The organism is Amycolatopsis magusensis (assembly GCF_017875555.1).
Taxonomy (GTDB): domain Bacteria; phylum Actinomycetota; class Actinomycetes; order Mycobacteriales; family Pseudonocardiaceae; genus Amycolatopsis; species Amycolatopsis magusensis.
Genome location: NZ_JAGGMS010000001.1, coordinates 8,106,692 through 8,123,327 on the forward strand (window position 1 = coordinate 8,106,692; position 16,636 = coordinate 8,123,327).

The following is a 16,636-nucleotide window of genomic DNA, read 5'->3' on the forward strand; positions in this document are numbered from 1 at the left end:
CATTTTTCGACGGCTGTTTGGCCTACAGGTTGGGCAGGCGCTGCTGGATGCCGAGCAGAGCGGCGAACGGATCGCCGGTGGACTTCAGCCGGTCGAACAGGGTGCGCACGGTCCAGCGGTCCGGGGTCAACTCGGGGTCGTCCAGCTCGTCCCACTCGATCGGCACCGAAACCGGCGCGCCCGGCTGGGGCCGCACGCTGTAGGGCGCGACCAGCGTCTTGTTGACCACGTTCTGTGTGTAGTCCAGCCGCGCCAGGCCCTTGCGCTTGTCCTTGGTCCACTTCCAGCTGACCAGGTCGGGCACGGCGCGGCCGATCGTCTTCGACACGGTTTCGGTCCAGGCCCGCGTTTCGGCGAAGGTGTAGCGCGGTTCGACCGGCACCCAGACCTGGATACCGCGCTGGCCGGTGACCTTCGCGCGGCCTTCGAGCCCGAGGTGCTGCAGCGCCGTCCGGTGCAGGCGGGCGAGCACCAGCAGGTCGTCGAACGAGGTCTCCGGGCCGGGGTCGATGTCGAACAGCGCCCAGGTCGGTTTTTCGACGTCGGGCACGCGCGAGGTCCACGCGTGCAGTTCGATCGCGCCGTAGTTCGCCAGCCAGGCCATCGCGGGCAGGCTGTCCGGGACCAGGTAGTACTGCACATCGCCGGCTTCGGCCTGCTCGTGGTGCCAGCGCTTGAGCCACTCGGGTGCGTGGCCGGGAACCTCCTTGTGCCAGAAGCCGGGTTTGTCGGTGCCGTTGGGGAAGCGGTGCGTGTTCAGCGGACGACCGGCGAGGTACGGCAGCATCACCGGCGCGACCAGCGTGTAGTACCGGATCAGGTCGCGTTTGGTCAGCGGGTCCTCGCCGTCGCGGCCGGGCACCAGCACCTTGTCCAAGTTGGTCAGGTTGAGCGTGCGGCCGGCCAGTTCCCAGGTGCCCTTCGCGCCCAAGTCCTCGAGCGCGGCCATCTCGTCCTCGGTCGGCGGCTCCCACTGCTGGGTGCCCATCCGAACTTCGGCCTCGGCGGCGGGCAGGTCGCTGCGCCACAACGCGTCGGGGTTGGCCGCCACTTCGTCGTTCGTGCGGCCGGTCTTCACCGACTTCGGGTGGTCCTCGGCGTCCCAGCCCGGCTCCGCGTATTCGTCCTGCTTGTGCAGCAAGAACCACTGGTCCTTTTCGGACTCCGCGCGACGCGGGCGGATCAGCACGAAGAGGCCGTGCAGTTTTTCGCCGTAGAGGTTGAAGTGCAGGTTCCCGTTCTCGATGGCCTTCAGCGGGTCGTCGGTGTCCACCGGCTCCCAGGTGCCGCGGTCCCAGACGATCACGTCACCGCCGCCGTACTCGCCGGCTGGGATCACGCCCTCGAAGTCGGCGTATTCGATGGGGTGGTCCTCGACGTGCACGGCCATCCGGCGGGCTTTGGGGTCGAGCGTCGGGCCTTTCGGCACCGCCCAGCTGACCAGCACGCCGTCGATCTCCAGCCGCACGTCGTAGTGACGGCGGCGGGCGCGGTGCCGCTGGACGACGAACCGGTTGCCCTTGGACCGGACCTTGCCGTCGCCCGCCGGTTCGGCGGTTCGCGTGAAGTCACGCATCGACTGGTATTTGGCCAGCCGGTCGTTCTTCGGGCCTTTGGTCACCACACCTACCGATATACCCATCCGGCGCCCGCGGGAAAAGCCTGTCGGGCACATCGCCGAGTGCGGACGCGCTTCCGGGAGCTTCAGATGTTAGCGTCATCTGAGACGCGTCGTCGGGAGGGCACGATGGTCCGGCTCAGCAGGGTGGAGCTGCAGGAACGCAATCGGGCGAAGGTGCTCGCGGCGGCGCGCGAGGAGTTCACCGAGCGAGGTTTCCGTGACGCGAAGGTCGACGCGATCGCCGAGCGCGCCGAGTTGACCCGGGGCGCCGTCTACTCGAACTTCCCCGGCAAGCGGGCTCTGTACTTCGCGGTGCTGGCGGACCTGGCCGAGCAGGCGACCGAGCCACCCCATGCCACGCCCGGCCGCGACCTGCGCGAGGCGGTGGGGTCGTTCGCTCGGACCTGGGTGACCCGGCTGCCGCTCGCGGACGACGGGTCGGCACTCGATGCGGCCCGGCTCGGCATGGACCTGGTGTCCGAGGTGAGTTCGGACGAGCGGTTGCGCAAGCCGTTCGCGCAATTGACGAAGCTCAACGCGTTGCTGCTCGGCTTGGCGATGGAGCGACTGCAGCCACCTGAGCGACCGGCGGGCGCACCGCCGCCCCGAGTGGTCCGGGTGGCCGAGTCGATTTGGACGACGTTGCAGGGCGCGAGCCGGCTGGCCGCGTCGGCACCGGGGTTCGTCGAGCCGTTCGACGTGGTCAGCGCGTGCGAGCAACTGGCGGGGCTCGAACTCAGCGATTGGTGGGCGGTTCCGCGGACGAAGGCGGCTCAAAAGGTGGAACAGCCGTGGGCGCCGCCGGACGCCGTCGACCTCGTGCGCCGCGAACACGTCGCGCTCGATGGCGACGGAGTCGTGGCGGTTCTCGGGCTGCATCGGCTGGCTGCCGTGGAGCAGGCCGTTCGTTTCGGCGACGAGGTCACCGTCGTGCTGGTCACCAGCTCGCCCGAGGAACTGATGCCACTGGCCCGGTTGACCATCGCCGAACTGGCCAACTGCCTGCGGCCTGCCTTCCCCGTGTCGGCCTGGCCTCGGCTGAAGATTGTTTGTGACGCCTCGGGCACGCTCGCCGCGGCGGCGGGTGTGGGCGAAGTCGACGACGACACGGAAGTCGCGATCCGCGTGGAGGGTGGGCGGATCGTCGCCCGGGCCGACGGATCCGGCGCCGGTCACGCGGTCGCCGTCGCCCGGGGCAAGGTTGCAAACTGAAACACGTTCTAATACCGTTCGCCGGGTGAGACACGGGATCGTGCTGTTCACCAGCGACCGGGGCATCACGCCCGCCGCCGCGGCCCAGGCCGCCGAAACAGCCGGTTTCGACACGTTCTACGTACCCGAGCACACGCACATCCCGGTCAAGCGGGAGGCACCGCACCCGCGCACCGGCGGCGCGGCGTTGCCGGACGACCGGTACCTGCGCACCCTCGATCCGTGGGTCGCGCTGGCGACCGCCGCCTCGGTGACCACGCGCATCCGGCTGGCGACCGCGGTGGCGTTGCCCGTCGAAAGCGACCCGATCACGCTGGCGAAGACCATCGCCAGTCTGGACCACCTGTCCGGCGGCCGGGTCACGATCGGCGCCGGGTTCGGCTGGAACGTCGACGAACTCGCCGACCACGGCGTGCCCGGGTCGAAACGGCGAACGGTGCTGCGCGAGTACCTCGAAGCGATGCGTGCGCTGTGGACCGACGACGAGGCGAGTTACGCCGGTGAGTACGTCTCGTTCGGCGCGAGCTGGGCTTGGCCGAAGCCGGTCCAGTCGCACATCCCGGTGCTGGTGGGCGCCGGGGGCACCGAGCGGACGTTCCGGTGGATCGCGAAGTCGGCCGACGGCTGGCTCACCACTCCGTCCGATGTGGACATCGACGACAAGGTGGCCCTGCTCCGGCGGATCTGGCAGGAGGCCGGGCGATCCGGCGCACCGGAGGTCGCCGCGTTGAGCGGGAAGCCCGACCCGGACCGGATCGCGCACCTCGCCTCGATCGGGGTCACCGAGTTGATCTTCGGTTTGCCGGACCGCGAGCCCGGCGAGGTCGTCGCGTGGCTGGGCAGGCTGGCAGGCAAGTTGGGCATCGGCTGAGCTGGTTCGGCGAGTTGAGCGGGGACGAACCGCCTGCGGCTAGGTGCGGCAGTCGAACTGGAGGCCGCCCCAGTCGGCGTGGTCGGCGAAATTGCCGTCGCCGCCGCTGTGGTTGACGAGCTTCAGTTCGCGCACGCCAAGGGTGTCGAGTTTCGCGTGCTTCGCCGGTTCGCCTGCCTTGAGCAGACCGGTTTCGAAGATCGGTTTGCCGTCGGCGTAGACGACGAACTTCGCGGTGCCCTTCACGTTGTGCGCGCCCGGCCAGTTCATCGCCAGCACCTCGCGGTCGATTCCGGCGGCGAGGTCGACGCTGCGGCACGACGCACCGAGGTAATAGCTGACCTGCGCCGAGGCGTAGGTACCGAGGCCGGTTTCGAAGGTCTTGTCGCCGATGGTCAGCGGGCCGCCGGGACAGTCGCCGCAGAAGTCGTCGGGGCCGAAGGACTGGTTGATCTTCATCGGCAGGTACCAGCCGTTGTCGGTCTCCAGCCGGGGGTGGTTCGACAAAACGCCGGCACCCCGCGGAGGCGCGGGCGGCACCACGACGACGTGTTCGATTTGTTGACGACCCGCGCTCAGCTTCAGGGTGGCTGGTCCGATGGGGGCGTCGGCCGGGGCCGTGACCTCGTAGCGGCTGGGTGACAACCGGCGCATCTGCCAGCCTTCCGGGGCGTCAAGCGAAGCGCCGCGCGACACCCGGACCGTCGTGGGACGGCCTGGCTCGAGGTAGTCCGCTTCGGCGGAGAGGGTTGGCCAGGCGGGACCGTGCGCGTTCGGCGTGACCCGGAACAACGCGGCGCCATGCGGGGGCACGTCGGCCGAGATGCTGCCCGGCGTGGTGCCTTCTTGGCCGGTCCAGAGGTCGCGCAGCCGGTAGCCGTGGGCTGGGCGCAGGCCGATTTCGTGGGCTGAAGTGCGAATTTCCGTGGAGTGCGGGCCTCGGTTGAACAGAACGACGGCGACATCGCCGCCCGCGAGGGGACGCGCCCAGACCTCTTCGCCACCGTTGGTTCGCAGCCGCTCCCCTGGCACGCCGAGCGGGTCCTGGTCGACGGCGATCACCTCGCGGTTGGCCAGGATGCTCAGCGTCTCGGGGTCCATCCGCCGCAGGTCGTTGCCCATCAGCAGGGGCGCGGCGAGCACGGCCCACAGGCTGAAGTGCGCTCGGTACTCGACCGGGCTCATCTTGCCGTTGCCGATCTGCAGCATGTCCGGGTCGTTCCAGCCCTTGCCCGCGCCGGCGGCGCCGGACAGCCCGGCTTCCTCTTGGGCGTTGCGGAGCATGCTGTGCCACTCGTCGTCGATGTCGGCGGAGGTGCGCCAGAGATCTGCCGGGCGGTCGGGCCACAACCACGGCGAGCCGTGCCGGGAGACGCCGAGTGCCATGGACCGGCCCGTCGAATCCAGCGACGCGCGGAATTCACTGGTCAGCGCGTGCGGATCGCCGGTGGCGCCGCACCAGTCGAGCTTGACGTAGTCGACGCCCCAGTCGGCGAAGGTCGCCGCGTCCTGGGCGTAGTGGCCGCCGCTGGCCGGTCGTCCTTCGCAGGATTTCTCGCCGACGGCGGTGTAGATGCCGAACTTGAGCCCGCGGGCGTGCACGTAGTCGGCGAGGGCGGCCATGCCGCTGGGGAAGGTGACCGGGTCCGAGGTCAGCCGGCCGTCGGTGTCGCGGGCGGCGGCCTGCCAGCAGTCGTCCACGTTGACGTACTGGTATCCCGCGTCGCGCAGGCCGGTCGACACCATCGCGTCGGCGATTTCGCGGACGATGCCCTCGTCGATCTGGCAGCGGAACTTGTTCCAGTGGTTCCAGCCCATCGGCGGGGTGGCGAGGCGTGCCGGGGCCGGGTTCGCCTGGGCGATCGGCGCGACGAGGCCGGTCGCGGTGAGCAGTGCGGCGGCCAGCAGGGTCAAGATCCGGTACCTGGTCACCGCGACATGGTTCACCATCCGCGCACGCGATGCCACCGTTCGCCGTTGCCGAGCTGGTACTCGTCGTGCTGGGCGGCGGTCGCGCAGGCGTGGTTCGGCAGGATGCGGACCCGGGTGCCGATCGGCAGGTCCGGGAGGGTTTCGGTACTGCCGTCGCGCAGCGCGAGGATGCCGTGTTCCTGGCTGGCGTCGGTCATCAGGAGATCGGGGTAGAGCCCGCCGTCGATTTTCGCGACGAGGCCGTACCGCTGGTCGACGCGCTGGCGGGCGGTGCCGCGGTCGCGGGAGGTCGCCATCCAGCCGCCGTCGGTCAGGATCCAGCCCTTGTCGCGGCGGTGGCCGATCACCGTAGTGACCACGCTCAGCGCGAGGTCGTCGATCCGGCAGACGCCGATGCCCGCCATCACCAGGTCGAAGAAGACGAAGTTGCCCGCGCGGACCTCGGTCACGCCGGTGAGGTCGTCGGCGAAGTGCGCGGTCGGTGTGGAGCCGACGCTCACCACCGGGACTTCGTGCCCGGCGCGGCGCAGTTCGTCGGCCACGGCGACCGCGGCCTGTCGCTCCTGTTCCGCGGCGGCGGCGAGGGCTGCGGGACTGTCCGCGAAGTAGGACTCGCCGGCATGGGTCAGCACGCCGCGCAGATCGGCGCCGAGGGCCCGCGCGATGTCCAGGGCGACGGGATCGCCCGGAACGATGCCGCCGCGGTGGCCGTCGCAGTCGACCTCGATGAGCGCGGGGATGCCGGGCACGACCTGGTCCACGCTGTCGAGCAGAACGACGAGGTCGACCCCGCGCTCGCGCAGCGCGCGCACGCGGTCGAGCTTGTCGGGCGAAAAACCGACGGCGTAGAGAATGTCGGTGAAACCGGCGTCCGCGAAGGCCTCCGCTTCGGCCAGGGTGGAGACGGTGATCGGGCCGGTTCCGCCGTCGAAGAGCAGGCGCGCGACCTCGACCGACTTCGCGGTCTTGAGGTGCGGGCGGAGCGCGGTGCCGCCGAGCCGGCTGCGCAGCCGGTGGATGTTCGCTTCGAGCTTGGCCCGGTCGAGCGCGAGGTACGGAGTGCCCATGCCGTTCACTATAGACAAACTGTCCAGGGCTTGGACACTCGGTCCACGCGAGGCATTCGGGTCAAATCCCCGGCGCCGGTGGTGACAGCGGTGGTAGCCGTGTTCGACGGTAGAGCCGACGAAGGGACCGCCGATGACGACGCACCCACTCTCCGCGCTCACCGCCGACGAGATCACCGTCGCCCGGCGCGTGCTCACCGACGCCGGGCACGTCGGTACCGAGACCCGGTTCGCCTACGTCGGCTTGGACGAACCCGACAAGCGGGAGCGTGCACCGGAACGACGGGCACGTGTGCTGCTGCTCGACCTCGGCACGGGGGCCGCGAACGACGCGCGTGTTTCGCTGACGACCGAGGCCGTCGAAATAACGCCCGTGGACGGCGCGATCGGCCAGTTGCCCATTCTCGACGAGGAATTCGGCATCATCGGGCCGATCCTCAACGAGTCGCCGGACTGGCTGGCGGCGCTGGAGAAGCGTGGCGTCGAGCCCGACTCGGTGATCTACGCGCCGCTGTCGGCGGGCAACTACGGCTATCTGGACGAAGAGGGCAAGCGCCTGCTGCGGGTGCTCGCCTTCCTGCAGGACCACCCGCAGGACCACTGCTGGGCGCATCCGGTGGACGGCCTTTGTGCCTATGTCGACCTGGTCGCGCGCAAGCTGCACAAGCTGATCGACCACCGCGTCCACGAAGTCCCCGAGGAATCCGGCAACTACCAGGATCCCGAAGTGGCCGGGCCGCCGCTCGAAGGGCTCAAGCCGATCGAGATCCGGCAGCCCGAGGGGCCGTCCTTCCGGTTCGACGGCGACGAACTGCGGTGGGCCAACTGGTCGCTGCACGTCGGTTTCGACACCCGCGAAGGACTGGTCCTCCGCGAGATCGCGTTCAGCGGACGGCCGATCGTGCAGCGCGCGTCGATCGCCGAAATGGTCGTGCCGTACGCCGACCCGTCGCCGGTGCGGTTCTGGCAGAACTACTTCGACACCGGCGAGTACCTGTTCGGGCGGTACGCGAACTCGCTGAAGCTCGGCTGCGACTGCCTCGGCGAGATCACCTACCTCGACGTCACCGTGGCCGACGAACTGGGCAACCCGCGCGTCATCGAGAACGCCATCTGCGTGCACGAGGAGGACTTCGGCACGCTGTGGAAGCACACCGACCTGTTCACCGGGATCGCCGAGACACGCAGGCAGCGGCGGCTGGTGATCAGCTTTTTCACCACCGTCGGAAATTACGACTACGGCTTCTACTGGTACCTCTACCTCGACGGCACCATCGAATGCGAGGTCAAGCTCACCGGCTTCCTGTTCACCTCGGCTTACCCCGAGGAGGGCTCCGTATTCGCCACGCAGGTCGCGCCCGGCCTCGGGGCGCCGTACCACCAGCACCTGTTCTGCGCGCGCCTCGACCTCACGATCGACGGCGACCTGAACGCCGTCGACGAAATCGACGTGGTGGCGCGGCCGATGGACGAGGCCAATCCGCACGGCAACGCGTTCACCACGAAGACGACCCGGCTGACCAATGAGACTGCCCGCGACGCCGCGCCGAATCGCGTCTGGCGCATCGTCAACCCGGACAAGCTGAACCGGATGGGCGAGCCCGTCGGCTACACGCTCTCGGTGCAGCAGTCGCCGACGCTGCTCGCCGATCCGAAGTCGGTGATCGCGTCACGGGCCGCCTTCGCCACGAAACACCTGTGGGTCACGCGGTACGCACCCGGCGAGCGTTATGCGGCCGGCGATTTCGTAAACCAGAGCCCGGGTGGCGAGGGGCTGCCCGCGTACACCGCCGCCGGCCGGGACATCGACGGCCAGGACATCGTCCTCTGGCACACCTTCGGCCCGACGCACGTGCCTCGGCTGGAGGACTGGCCGATCATGCCGGTCGACCACGCGAAGTTCACCCTCAAGCCGACCGGCTTCTTCGACCGGAACCCCACGCTGAACGTGCCCTAGCCGAAGTAGCCGTCGAACAGGATCCGGTTGATGCGGGTGGTGGTCTCCACGCCGGTCTCGAAACCGCCGTCGACGACCTGGGTGTTGTTCATGACGGCGACGGTGTAGCGCTCGCCGGGGCCGACGAAGCCGACGGTGTTCACCAGCCAGGAGCCGTCGTCGTTGTCGTCGGACCAGCCGTTCTTGTTGCCGGGCTTCGCCGCCGGACCCGCGCCCCACACGCCCCACTGCTGGTTGGCGTCGACCGCGCGCAGTTCGCCGACGAGGTAGTCGCGGTGCTGCGCGGGCAGCTTCTCCAGCACGAAGTTCATCAGCCGGTCGAGGTCGTTGGCGGTGGTCAGGATCCAGCCCCAGTGGTGCGGGTGCTCGTCGGTGAACCGCATGTCGGTCATGCCGTACGACGGGAAGCGGCTGGCGAAGTCCTCACCGCCGTAGCGGTTCCACAGGGTGTGGGCGGCGTCGTTGTCGCTGGTGTTCAGCATCGCGTGCATCAGCGAGCGGTCCTCGTCGGTCAGCTCGATCGCGCCGGAGTCGTCCCGGAGCAGCAGGTCGACGGCCATCGCCAGCTTCGGCGTGGAGCAGGCCCAGATCAGCGTGTCCGAATGGGCGTTGCGCCAGGCGGCCCCGGTCTTCCGGTCGTGCACCACGAGCCCGGCGAACCCCGGCCGGGTGCGCGCGTACAACTCCGCGCGGGCGATCCGCTGACCGAGAACGCGGTCGAACCCGGTCTGCTCGACGATCGGGACCGGCCCCGCCTGGGCGACCGGGCTGGTCACCAGAGCCGCCAGCAGCAACGTGGACAACACACTGGAAAGGACGCGGCGGGCGGAGGATTTCACATCCGCGACCTTAGCGCTCCGATCCGGTCATGCGAGCCGCCCATTGGCCCAGATCGTCCCGGCGGATCGCGGCGGCCATCAGTTCCGGGAACAGGTCCGGCGTGCAGGCGAACGCCGGCACCCCGAGTTCCGCCAGTGCGGCGGCGTTTTCCCGGTCGTAGGCGGGCGCACCCGAATCCGACAGGGCGAGCAACGCCACCATCTGCACGCCCGACGCGGTCAGCTCGGCCGCCCGGCGCAGCAGGTCCGCACGGACCCCGCCCTCGTACAGGTCGCTGATCAGCACCAGCAACGTGTTCGCCGGGCTGGTGATCAGGCTCTGGCAGTACGCCAGCGCGCGGTTGATGTCGGTGCCGCCGCCGAGCTGGGTGCCGAACAGCACGTCGACCGGATCGGCGAGGTGCTCGGTCAGGTCGGCGACCGCGGTGTCGAAGGCGACGAACCGCGTGCTGAGCGAGTGCATCGACGCCAGCACCGCGCCGAACACGCCGGAGTACACCACCGACTCGGCCATCGACCCGGACTGGTCGACGCAGAGGATCACCTCGCGCCGCACCTGCCGCGCCCGGCGGCCGTAGCCGATCAGCCGCTCCGGGATCACCGTGCCCAGCTCGGGTGAGTAGTGCCGGAGATTGGCGCGGATGGTGCGCGACCAGTCGACGTCGGACAGGCGGGGCCGGTGCGTGCGGGCGGCGCGGTCGAGCGCGCCGCGCACGGCGGCCCTGGTCGGCTCGGCCAGCCGGTCTTCCAGTTCGGCGACCACCTCGCGGACCACGCCACGCGCGGTCTCCTTGGTCTCCTGCGGCAGCACGCTGTTCAGCGAGAGCAGCGTGCCGACGAGGTGGATGTCCGGCTCGACGGCCGCGAGCAGCTCCGGTTCGAGCAGCATGCGGGTCAGGCCGAGGCGGTCCACGGCGTCGCGTTGCATCACCTGGACCACGGTGCCGGGGAAGTACCGCCGGATGTCGCCGAGCCAGCGCGCGACCCGCGGCGACGAACCGGCCAGCCCGCCGGTGCGGCGGCCGCCGCGGGCCTCGTCCGGTGGCGTGTCGTACAACGCGGCCAGCGCGCCGTCCACCCCACTGTCCTCATCGGACAGTCCGGCGCCGGTGCCGTCGTCCTCCCCGCCGAGCACCAGCCGCCACTTCCGCAACCGTTCCTCGGTCATGCGCCCACCCCCAGCAAAGTCGCGAGCACGGGCAGCACGGCTTCCGCCCGCTGCTCGTCGAGTTCCTCGGCCACCACGGCCTTCCGCAGGCCGCCACCGCGTGACAGGCCGGCCGCGCGTTCCCCGATGGCCCGTTTCTCCGGCCCGGCGAAGGCACCGAACGTGCGGCGCAGCAACGGGAGCACCTCGGTGAACTGCTCGGCGGGGATGGCGGCGAGCCAGGTGTCGATCACCCGGAGCAGCCGGTCGTCGTGCACCAGCAGCAGGGCGCCACCGGCGAAGAAACCTTCCACGTAGGCCGCGCCCTTGACCGGCTCGATGCCCGCGGTGAGCACGCGCGCGAGCCGGACCTCCACCTCGGCGGTGTCCAGGCGGTCCGCGTCGAGCAGCAGGCGCGTCAGCTTCCCGGCGAGCAGCGCGGGCAGGCCCGGTGCGTCGACCAGCCCGGCGAGCGCGTCGATCCAGCGCTCCTTCGCGCTGTCTTCGAGCAGCGTGGTCGCCTCGTGCACGTCGTCGACCAGTTCGCCGAGGCGCGCGGCCGCGTCGTCGTCGAGACCGTGGGCCGCGGGCGGCAAGCCCGCGCACACCCGCGCCAGCATGCGATCGGCCACCACGCGCAAGGCGCCGACGTCGGTGCCGCGCACGTCGCCGTAGCGGGTGACCCTGGCGAGCGCGGGCAACGCGGCCATCAGGTGCGCCACGTCGGCGTCCGCGGCGGCGCGTTCGTCCAGCGCGGCCAGCACCTCGGGCAGTGCGTCGGTGAGATCGGCGAGCAGGCAGTCCTCCACCGCCGTGGTGATCTCCGGCAGCGGTGGCCGGGCGGCGACCACCTTCCGGACCACCTCGGTGGCCGCGGCCGGGACCGTGGTGCCGTAGACCGCGGCGGCGATCAGATCCACCTCGAACGAGGGTTCCCAGGCCAGTTCCCAGGTCTCGCGGAACGTGCCCTTGCTGCGGATCGCGGAGACTTCCCTGACGCCCCAGTGGATGCCGAGGATGCGCAAGCGGTGCAGCAGGCGCGACTTGCCCAGCCCGGACTCGGTGCGCAGGTCCAGGTCCAGTTCGCGCACCACCGGATCCCGGCGCAACCGCAGCCGCCGCGCGGTGGCCGTCAGGTCCGCGGCCAGCGGCGCCTGCGGCACCTGTTCGGACACCGCGCCGAGCCGCTCCCCCACCATCAGCTTCTCGACGACCAGCTTGCCGCGCAGTTCGTCGCCGTCGCAGAGCACCGCCTGGATCGACTCCGACACCTCCGCCAGCCCGGCCGAGGACCGGTCGCGCAGGGTGGCCAGCGTGTCGGCGAGCCGGACGGCCTCGATCACGTGCGCGGTGGACACCGGCAGGTCCTGCGCCCGCAGCACCCCGGCGGCCTCGGTCATCCAGCGGGCGGTGACGTCGTCGTCGGTGGTGAACAGGTGGTGGTACCAGCCGGGCGACTGGATGCCCGCGCCATAACCGCTGGCCCCCGCCAGCCGACCGTGCGTCCACGGCACCCAGGTGCAGGCCACCTTGCGCTTGGGCAGGCCCTTGAGCACGGCCTGGTCGCGGTTCGCCGGTGGCAGCGGGCTCGCCAGCGCCGGGACGTGCCACGCCCCGCAGATCACCGCGATCCGCTCGTAGCCCTGCTTGATCGTGCGGCGCAGGACCGTGCGCATGTACGCCTCACGCCGCTGCTCCCGCGGGGGCGACTCGGGTTCGTTCTCCCGCAGGACGGTCATCGCCTCGGCGATCACTTCGAACGGTGAGACGCCGGTGCGCCAGTGCTCGATCTTGTCGTCCCACCAGCGTTCCGGATCGTCGTATCCGGCGACGGCGGCCAGGCGCGCCAGCGGGTCGGCCGACCGGCCCGCGCCGCCCCGGTCGTCCGGTTCGGCGAACTGGAAGGCGGCGGGCAGGTCGCAGAACTGCACCGGCACTTCGTGGTCCACCGCGTACCGCAGCGCCTGCCATTCCGGGCTGAACAGGGCGAACGGCCAGAACGCGGCGCGGGAGACGTCGTCGGTCGCGTAGGCCAGCAGCGCCACCGGCGGCCGCAGGTCGCGGACCAGCGGGACCAGCGCGTCGGCCTCCGGCGGGCCCTCGATAAGCACCACGTCCGGCGCCAGCTCGGCCAGCTCGGTGCGCACGGCCCTGGCCGATCCGGGGCCGTGGTGCCGGATGCCGAGCAGATGCACGCTCACCCGGCGATCTCCTGCCCGGCGCGGTAGAAGTCTTCCCAGCCCTCGCGCTCGCGGACCACGGTCTCCAGGTACTCCACCCAGATCGCGCGGTCGGCGACCGGGTCCTTGACCACTGCGCCGAGGATGCCCGCGGCCACGTCGTGCGCGCGGAGCACCCCGTCGCCGAAGTGCGCGGCCAGCGCCAGGCCACCGGTGAGCACGCTGATCGCCTCGGCGGTGGACAGCGTGCCCGACGGCGACTTCACCGCGGTGCGGCCGTCCTCCGTGCGGCCTTCGCGCAGTTCGCGGAACACCGTGACCACCCGGCGGATCTCGGCCAGGTCGGCGACCTCGGCCGGCAGTTCCAGCGACGCGCCCAGCTGTGCCACCCGCCTGCTGACGATCTCGACCTCCGCGTCGGCGGAATCCGGCAGGGGCAGCACCACGGTGTTGAACCGGCGCCGCAGCGCGCTGGACAACTCGTTGACGCCCTTGTCGCGGTTGTTCGCGGTGGCGATCAGGTTGAACCCCGGCCGGGCCTGCACCTCGGTGTTCAGCTCCGGCACCGGCAGCGTCTTCTCCGACAGCAGGGTGATCAGCGAGTCCTGCACGTCGGCCGGGATGCGGGTCAGCTCCTCGAGCCGCGCGATCCGGCCCTCGCGCATGGCCCGCAGCACCGGGCTCTCCACGACCGCCTGCTCGCTCGGCCCTTCGGCGATCAGCCGCGCGTAGTTCCAGCCGTAGCGGATGGCTTCCTCGGCGGTGCCCGCCGTGCCCTGCACCAGCAGCGTGGAGTCGCCGCTGATGGCGGCCGCCAGGTGCTCGGACACCCAGGTCTTCGCCGTGCCCGGCACGCCGAGCAGCAGCAGTGCGCGATCGGTGGCCAGGGTGGAGACGGCCACCTCGATCAGCCGCCGCTGCCCGACGTACTTCGGGGTGATCTCGGTGCCGTCCGGCAGCGTGCCGCCGAGCAGGTACTTCACCACCGCCCACGGCGAAAGCCGCCACGACGGCGGGCGCGGCCGGTCGTCGGCCGCGGCCAGCGCCGCCAGCTCGTCGGCGTGGTCCTGCTCGGCGTGCGGCCGCAGCACAGTGGAAGTCATGCCAGCTCCTCGTACATCTCACGACGGAAGTTCAGGGTTTCGGCCAGCGCCCGCCGCCAGGGCGCCGAGCCGGGTTCGGGGGCGGTGGTGGCCAGCGGGTGCCCGAGGCACTGCGGGGGCACCGTGCGGGCGATGGTGACCGCGGCGTGCGCCACGGCACGGGTGTCCTCGCGGCCGGCGAGCCAGTCGAGCAGCACCGTGCCCACCTCGGGTGGCCAGGGCGCGGGCAGGTCGACCACCAGCCGCGCGACCGCCTCCGGCCGGGCCTGGCGGATCAGCCGGGCCAGCACCTTCGCCCGTTCGGGTGGGGACAGGACCTGGATCAGCGTGCCCGCGTCGGCCCGGCCGGGGTCGGCGTCGAACAGCGCCTTGGCCCAGCGCGTGTCCCGGTGCCGCACCGCGACGACGGTCCAGCCCTCACGCAGGACCGACGCCGGTGCGCCGCTGACGGCCATGCGCACGAGCTCCGCCGGTGAGCCGAACTCGGCCCAGAACTCCGGCGGGGTCGCCGCGACCACCTGCCGCAGCCATCGGGTGTCGCCATCGGGCACCTCGACCTCGAGCACGTCCCCGTCGACCCGGATCAGTGGCCGCAGCCGCTCGGCCATCCGGCGGCCGAGCGCGGACCCGGGCACCCTGGCGAGCAGCGCGGACGCCTGCTGGCGGACGGAGGCGGCCCGGTCGCCGAGCGCGGCTTCGAGGAACGGTTCGTCCTCGGCCCGCAGGTGCTCGCCGAGCAGTTCGAGCACGGTGGCCCGGACCTCGGCGGGTTCGCTGTCCCAGCTGGCGGTGAAGGCTGCGCGGGCACCGTCGGGATCGGCCACCAGCGCGACCGCCAGCCACGACCGCCGCTGTGCCGGTGAGCCGAAGCGCCAGGCGTCGGTGCCGGGTTCGGGCGAGGCGGCTGTCAGGAAGCGCCATTCCGGGTTCAGCCCGGCCAGCCAGCGCCCGGCCGGACCGGCGATCAACGCGACCGGGCCACGCAGGACCGGCTTCGCGCGGGCCGCCTCGGCCAGCGCGGGTAGCCGTTCCGGCGGGACTCGCAGGCCCTTCTCGGCCACCACACCGAGCCATTCGGCCAGCAATTCGGGACGACTCGCGGTCAGCAGGCGGGCCAAGCGTTCCCTGGCCGCGTCCGGTAGGTAGGGCCGCTTGTCGGTTTCGGCCACCGGCAACGGTTCCGCCGCGCTTTCCGGCACCCAGCCCGCCCGCCGGTACGCGGTGAGCAAGGCACCCGCGGTGAGCAGTGCGTCCGCCGGTTCGGTGCGTGCACCGGCCAGCTCACGCACCGCCAGTGGCAGCGCGCCGAGATCCGGCGCGCGCCGCCGGGTGCCGAGCAGCGCCACCCCGACCAGATCCGCCCAAGCCGTCACAACCGCACCGCCCGATCCCCGTCCCAGCACAGCAACGGCCGCAACCCGGCCGGGCCCCATTCCCCGGCCAGCGTGACCATCGCGCCCGCGGACACCGCGAGCAGCCGCCACGGGTCGAACCCGGTGACCAGCGGCAGCACCTGACCGTCTACATCGGACATCACCAGCTCGCCGCCGTGCCGGGCCGGGCGCAGGCCGGACAGCAGCACCGGCCAGCGGTCCAGCCAAGGGTCGGCGGCCAGCGCCTTCGCGTGCGCGGCGAGCGCGATCGGGATCGTGTCGCCGTCCGGCCGTGACGCGGGCACCGGGGAACCGTGCTCGGCCACCAGCGCGCGCAACGGCAGCGCGCTGGGGTGGAAGGCCAGCTCCGCCGGGATCACGTGCCCGGCGGGCAGTACGGAGCTGAGCGGTTGCCCCGGCGGGGCGAACGCCAGCACCAGCGCCACCCGGCCGGTCCGCTCGCCGAACAACCACGACCGGCGGGTGATCAACTGCTCGCGTTCCTCGTCGAGCACGCCGCCGACCAGCCAGTGGTCCGAGACGCGCTCGCCGGAGGCCAGCACCCGCGCGGTTTCGGTGTTGAACCCCAGCCGGGTGCGGACCGTCTCGGCCAGCGCGTGCGGCAGCTCGTCCAACCGCGAACCCGCCTCCGCGAGCAGGTACAGCAACGACAACTCGGACAGCACCCGGCTGGGCCAATCCCGGCCGCGGCCGACCAGCCCGGCGGCCCGGCGCAACCCACCGGCCAGGCCCGGCGCCTGGGCGTCCACCATGCGCGCGGCGACCCGCCGCAATTCCTCGGCACCGCCGCGTTCCAGCCCGGCCAATCCGGCACGCACCTGGTCGAGCAACCATTCACGCAGCTCGGCCGACCCGGCGGTGACCCGGTCCGCCCGTCGCTCGGCGCGTTTGGCGGCGGCTTCCGGATCGCGTGGACCGGTGGTTTCCTTGTGCTGCTCCGCGCGGTCCGCCCGCTCGGCGCGTTCGGCCAGCCACGCCGTGACCCATTCGGGTTCACCTTCTTCGGGCAGCTCGCCACCGGCCCAGCGCAGCAGCAGGCCCAGCGCGTGCTTGCACGGGAACTTCCGGCTCGGGCACGAACAGCGGAACGCCGGGCCGTCCAGTTCCACGCAGGTCTGGTACGGCTTTTTGCCGCTGCCCTGGCAGTACCCCCACACCGCCACCGGCGACGCGCCCGCGCCGGACCAGCGCACCGGCGCGGCCTGAGCCCGCCCGGCCCGCGCCGACGCCGCGTCCGGCGCCAGCCCGATCACCCGCTCGGTGCTCCATCGCGCCCGAGACCCCACCGACACCACGCCTCCCAACCCCACTCG

Annotated in this window: 12 protein-coding genes; 3 read left to right on the top strand and 9 right to left on the bottom strand. The window is 71.4% G+C overall.

What is annotated here, in order from left to right; translation table 11 throughout:
* Positions 1 to 22: 22 nt before the first annotated feature.
* Positions 23 to 1,621 (bottom strand): non-homologous end-joining DNA ligase, encoded by a 1,599-nt coding sequence (gene ligD / locus JOM49_RS36330; protein ID WP_372444157.1) that lies wholly within the window; start codon positions 1,619 to 1,621, stop codon positions 23 to 25.
* A gap of 126 nt (positions 1,622 to 1,747) precedes the next feature.
* Here ligD and JOM49_RS36335 point away from each other — a divergent pair, with 126 nt between their 5' ends.
* Positions 1,748 to 2,833 carry a TetR/AcrR family transcriptional regulator gene (locus tag JOM49_RS36335; protein ID WP_209672024.1) on the top strand — a complete coding sequence of 362 codons (1,086 nt, stop codon included), beginning with the start codon at positions 1,748 to 1,750 and terminating at the stop codon, positions 2,831 to 2,833.
* A gap of 25 nt (positions 2,834 to 2,858) precedes the next feature.
* Positions 2,859 to 3,704, top strand: a complete 846-nt coding sequence (locus JOM49_RS36340) for an LLM class F420-dependent oxidoreductase (protein WP_209668658.1) — start codon at positions 2,859 to 2,861, stop codon at positions 3,702 to 3,704.
* Between the two features lie 39 nt (positions 3,705 to 3,743).
* Here the strand turns inward: JOM49_RS36340 and JOM49_RS36345 are convergent, their stop codons facing one another.
* Both JOM49_RS36345 and JOM49_RS36350 read right to left on the bottom strand, forming a co-directional pair.
* Positions 3,744 to 5,654, bottom strand: coding sequence for an NPCBM/NEW2 domain-containing protein (locus JOM49_RS36345; protein WP_209668659.1), 1,911 nt, complete (start codon positions 5,652 to 5,654; stop codon positions 3,744 to 3,746).
* Positions 5,648 to 6,703 (bottom strand): alanine racemase, encoded by a 1,056-nt coding sequence (locus tag JOM49_RS36350; RefSeq protein WP_209668660.1) that lies wholly within the window; start codon positions 6,701 to 6,703, stop codon positions 5,648 to 5,650. Before JOM49_RS36350 ends, JOM49_RS36345 begins: the two co-directional genes overlap by 7 nt.
* A gap of 133 nt (positions 6,704 to 6,836) precedes the next feature.
* On the opposite strand from JOM49_RS36350, the gene JOM49_RS36355 reads away from it, so the two are divergent.
* Positions 6,837 to 8,660, top strand: a complete 1,824-nt coding sequence (locus JOM49_RS36355) for a primary-amine oxidase (RefSeq protein WP_209668661.1) — start codon at positions 6,837 to 6,839, stop codon at positions 8,658 to 8,660.
* On the opposite strand, the gene JOM49_RS36360 is transcribed toward JOM49_RS36355, so the two are convergent.
* The 6 genes from JOM49_RS36360 to JOM49_RS36385 are packed head-to-tail and all read right to left on the bottom strand — an operon-like array spanning position 8,657 to position 16,615.
* Positions 8,657 to 9,499 carry a serine hydrolase gene (locus JOM49_RS36360; protein ID WP_372444159.1) on the bottom strand — a complete coding sequence of 281 codons (843 nt, stop codon included), beginning with the start codon at positions 9,497 to 9,499 and terminating at the stop codon, positions 8,657 to 8,659. The two genes, JOM49_RS36355 and JOM49_RS36360, sit on opposite strands and share 4 nt — an antisense overlap.
* A 10-nt stretch (positions 9,500 to 9,509) precedes the next feature.
* The gene (locus JOM49_RS36365) at positions 9,510 to 10,667 is read right to left on the bottom strand and encodes a VWA domain-containing protein (protein WP_209668662.1); all 1,158 of its coding nucleotides are present in this window, start codon (positions 10,665 to 10,667) and stop codon (positions 9,510 to 9,512) included.
* Positions 10,664 to 12,847 carry a DUF5682 family protein gene (locus JOM49_RS36370; RefSeq protein ID WP_209668663.1) on the bottom strand — a complete coding sequence of 728 codons (2,184 nt, stop codon included), beginning with the start codon at positions 12,845 to 12,847 and terminating at the stop codon, positions 10,664 to 10,666. The genes JOM49_RS36365 and JOM49_RS36370 overlap by 4 nt, the downstream gene beginning before the upstream one ends.
* The gene (locus JOM49_RS36375) at positions 12,844 to 13,929 is read right to left on the bottom strand and encodes an ATP-binding protein (protein WP_209668664.1); all 1,086 of its coding nucleotides are present in this window, start codon (positions 13,927 to 13,929) and stop codon (positions 12,844 to 12,846) included. Before JOM49_RS36375 ends, JOM49_RS36370 begins: the two co-directional genes overlap by 4 nt.
* Positions 13,926 to 15,302 (bottom strand): DUF5691 domain-containing protein, encoded by a 1,377-nt coding sequence (locus tag JOM49_RS36380; protein WP_209668665.1) that lies wholly within the window; start codon positions 15,300 to 15,302, stop codon positions 13,926 to 13,928. Before JOM49_RS36380 ends, JOM49_RS36375 begins: the two co-directional genes overlap by 4 nt.
* Positions 15,299 to 16,615: an SWIM zinc finger family protein gene (locus JOM49_RS36385; RefSeq protein ID WP_308158996.1), complete on the bottom strand. Its 1,317-nt coding sequence runs from the start codon at positions 16,613 to 16,615 to the stop codon at positions 15,299 to 15,301. The genes JOM49_RS36380 and JOM49_RS36385 overlap by 4 nt, the downstream gene beginning before the upstream one ends.
* Positions 16,616 to 16,636: the final 21 nt, after the last annotated feature.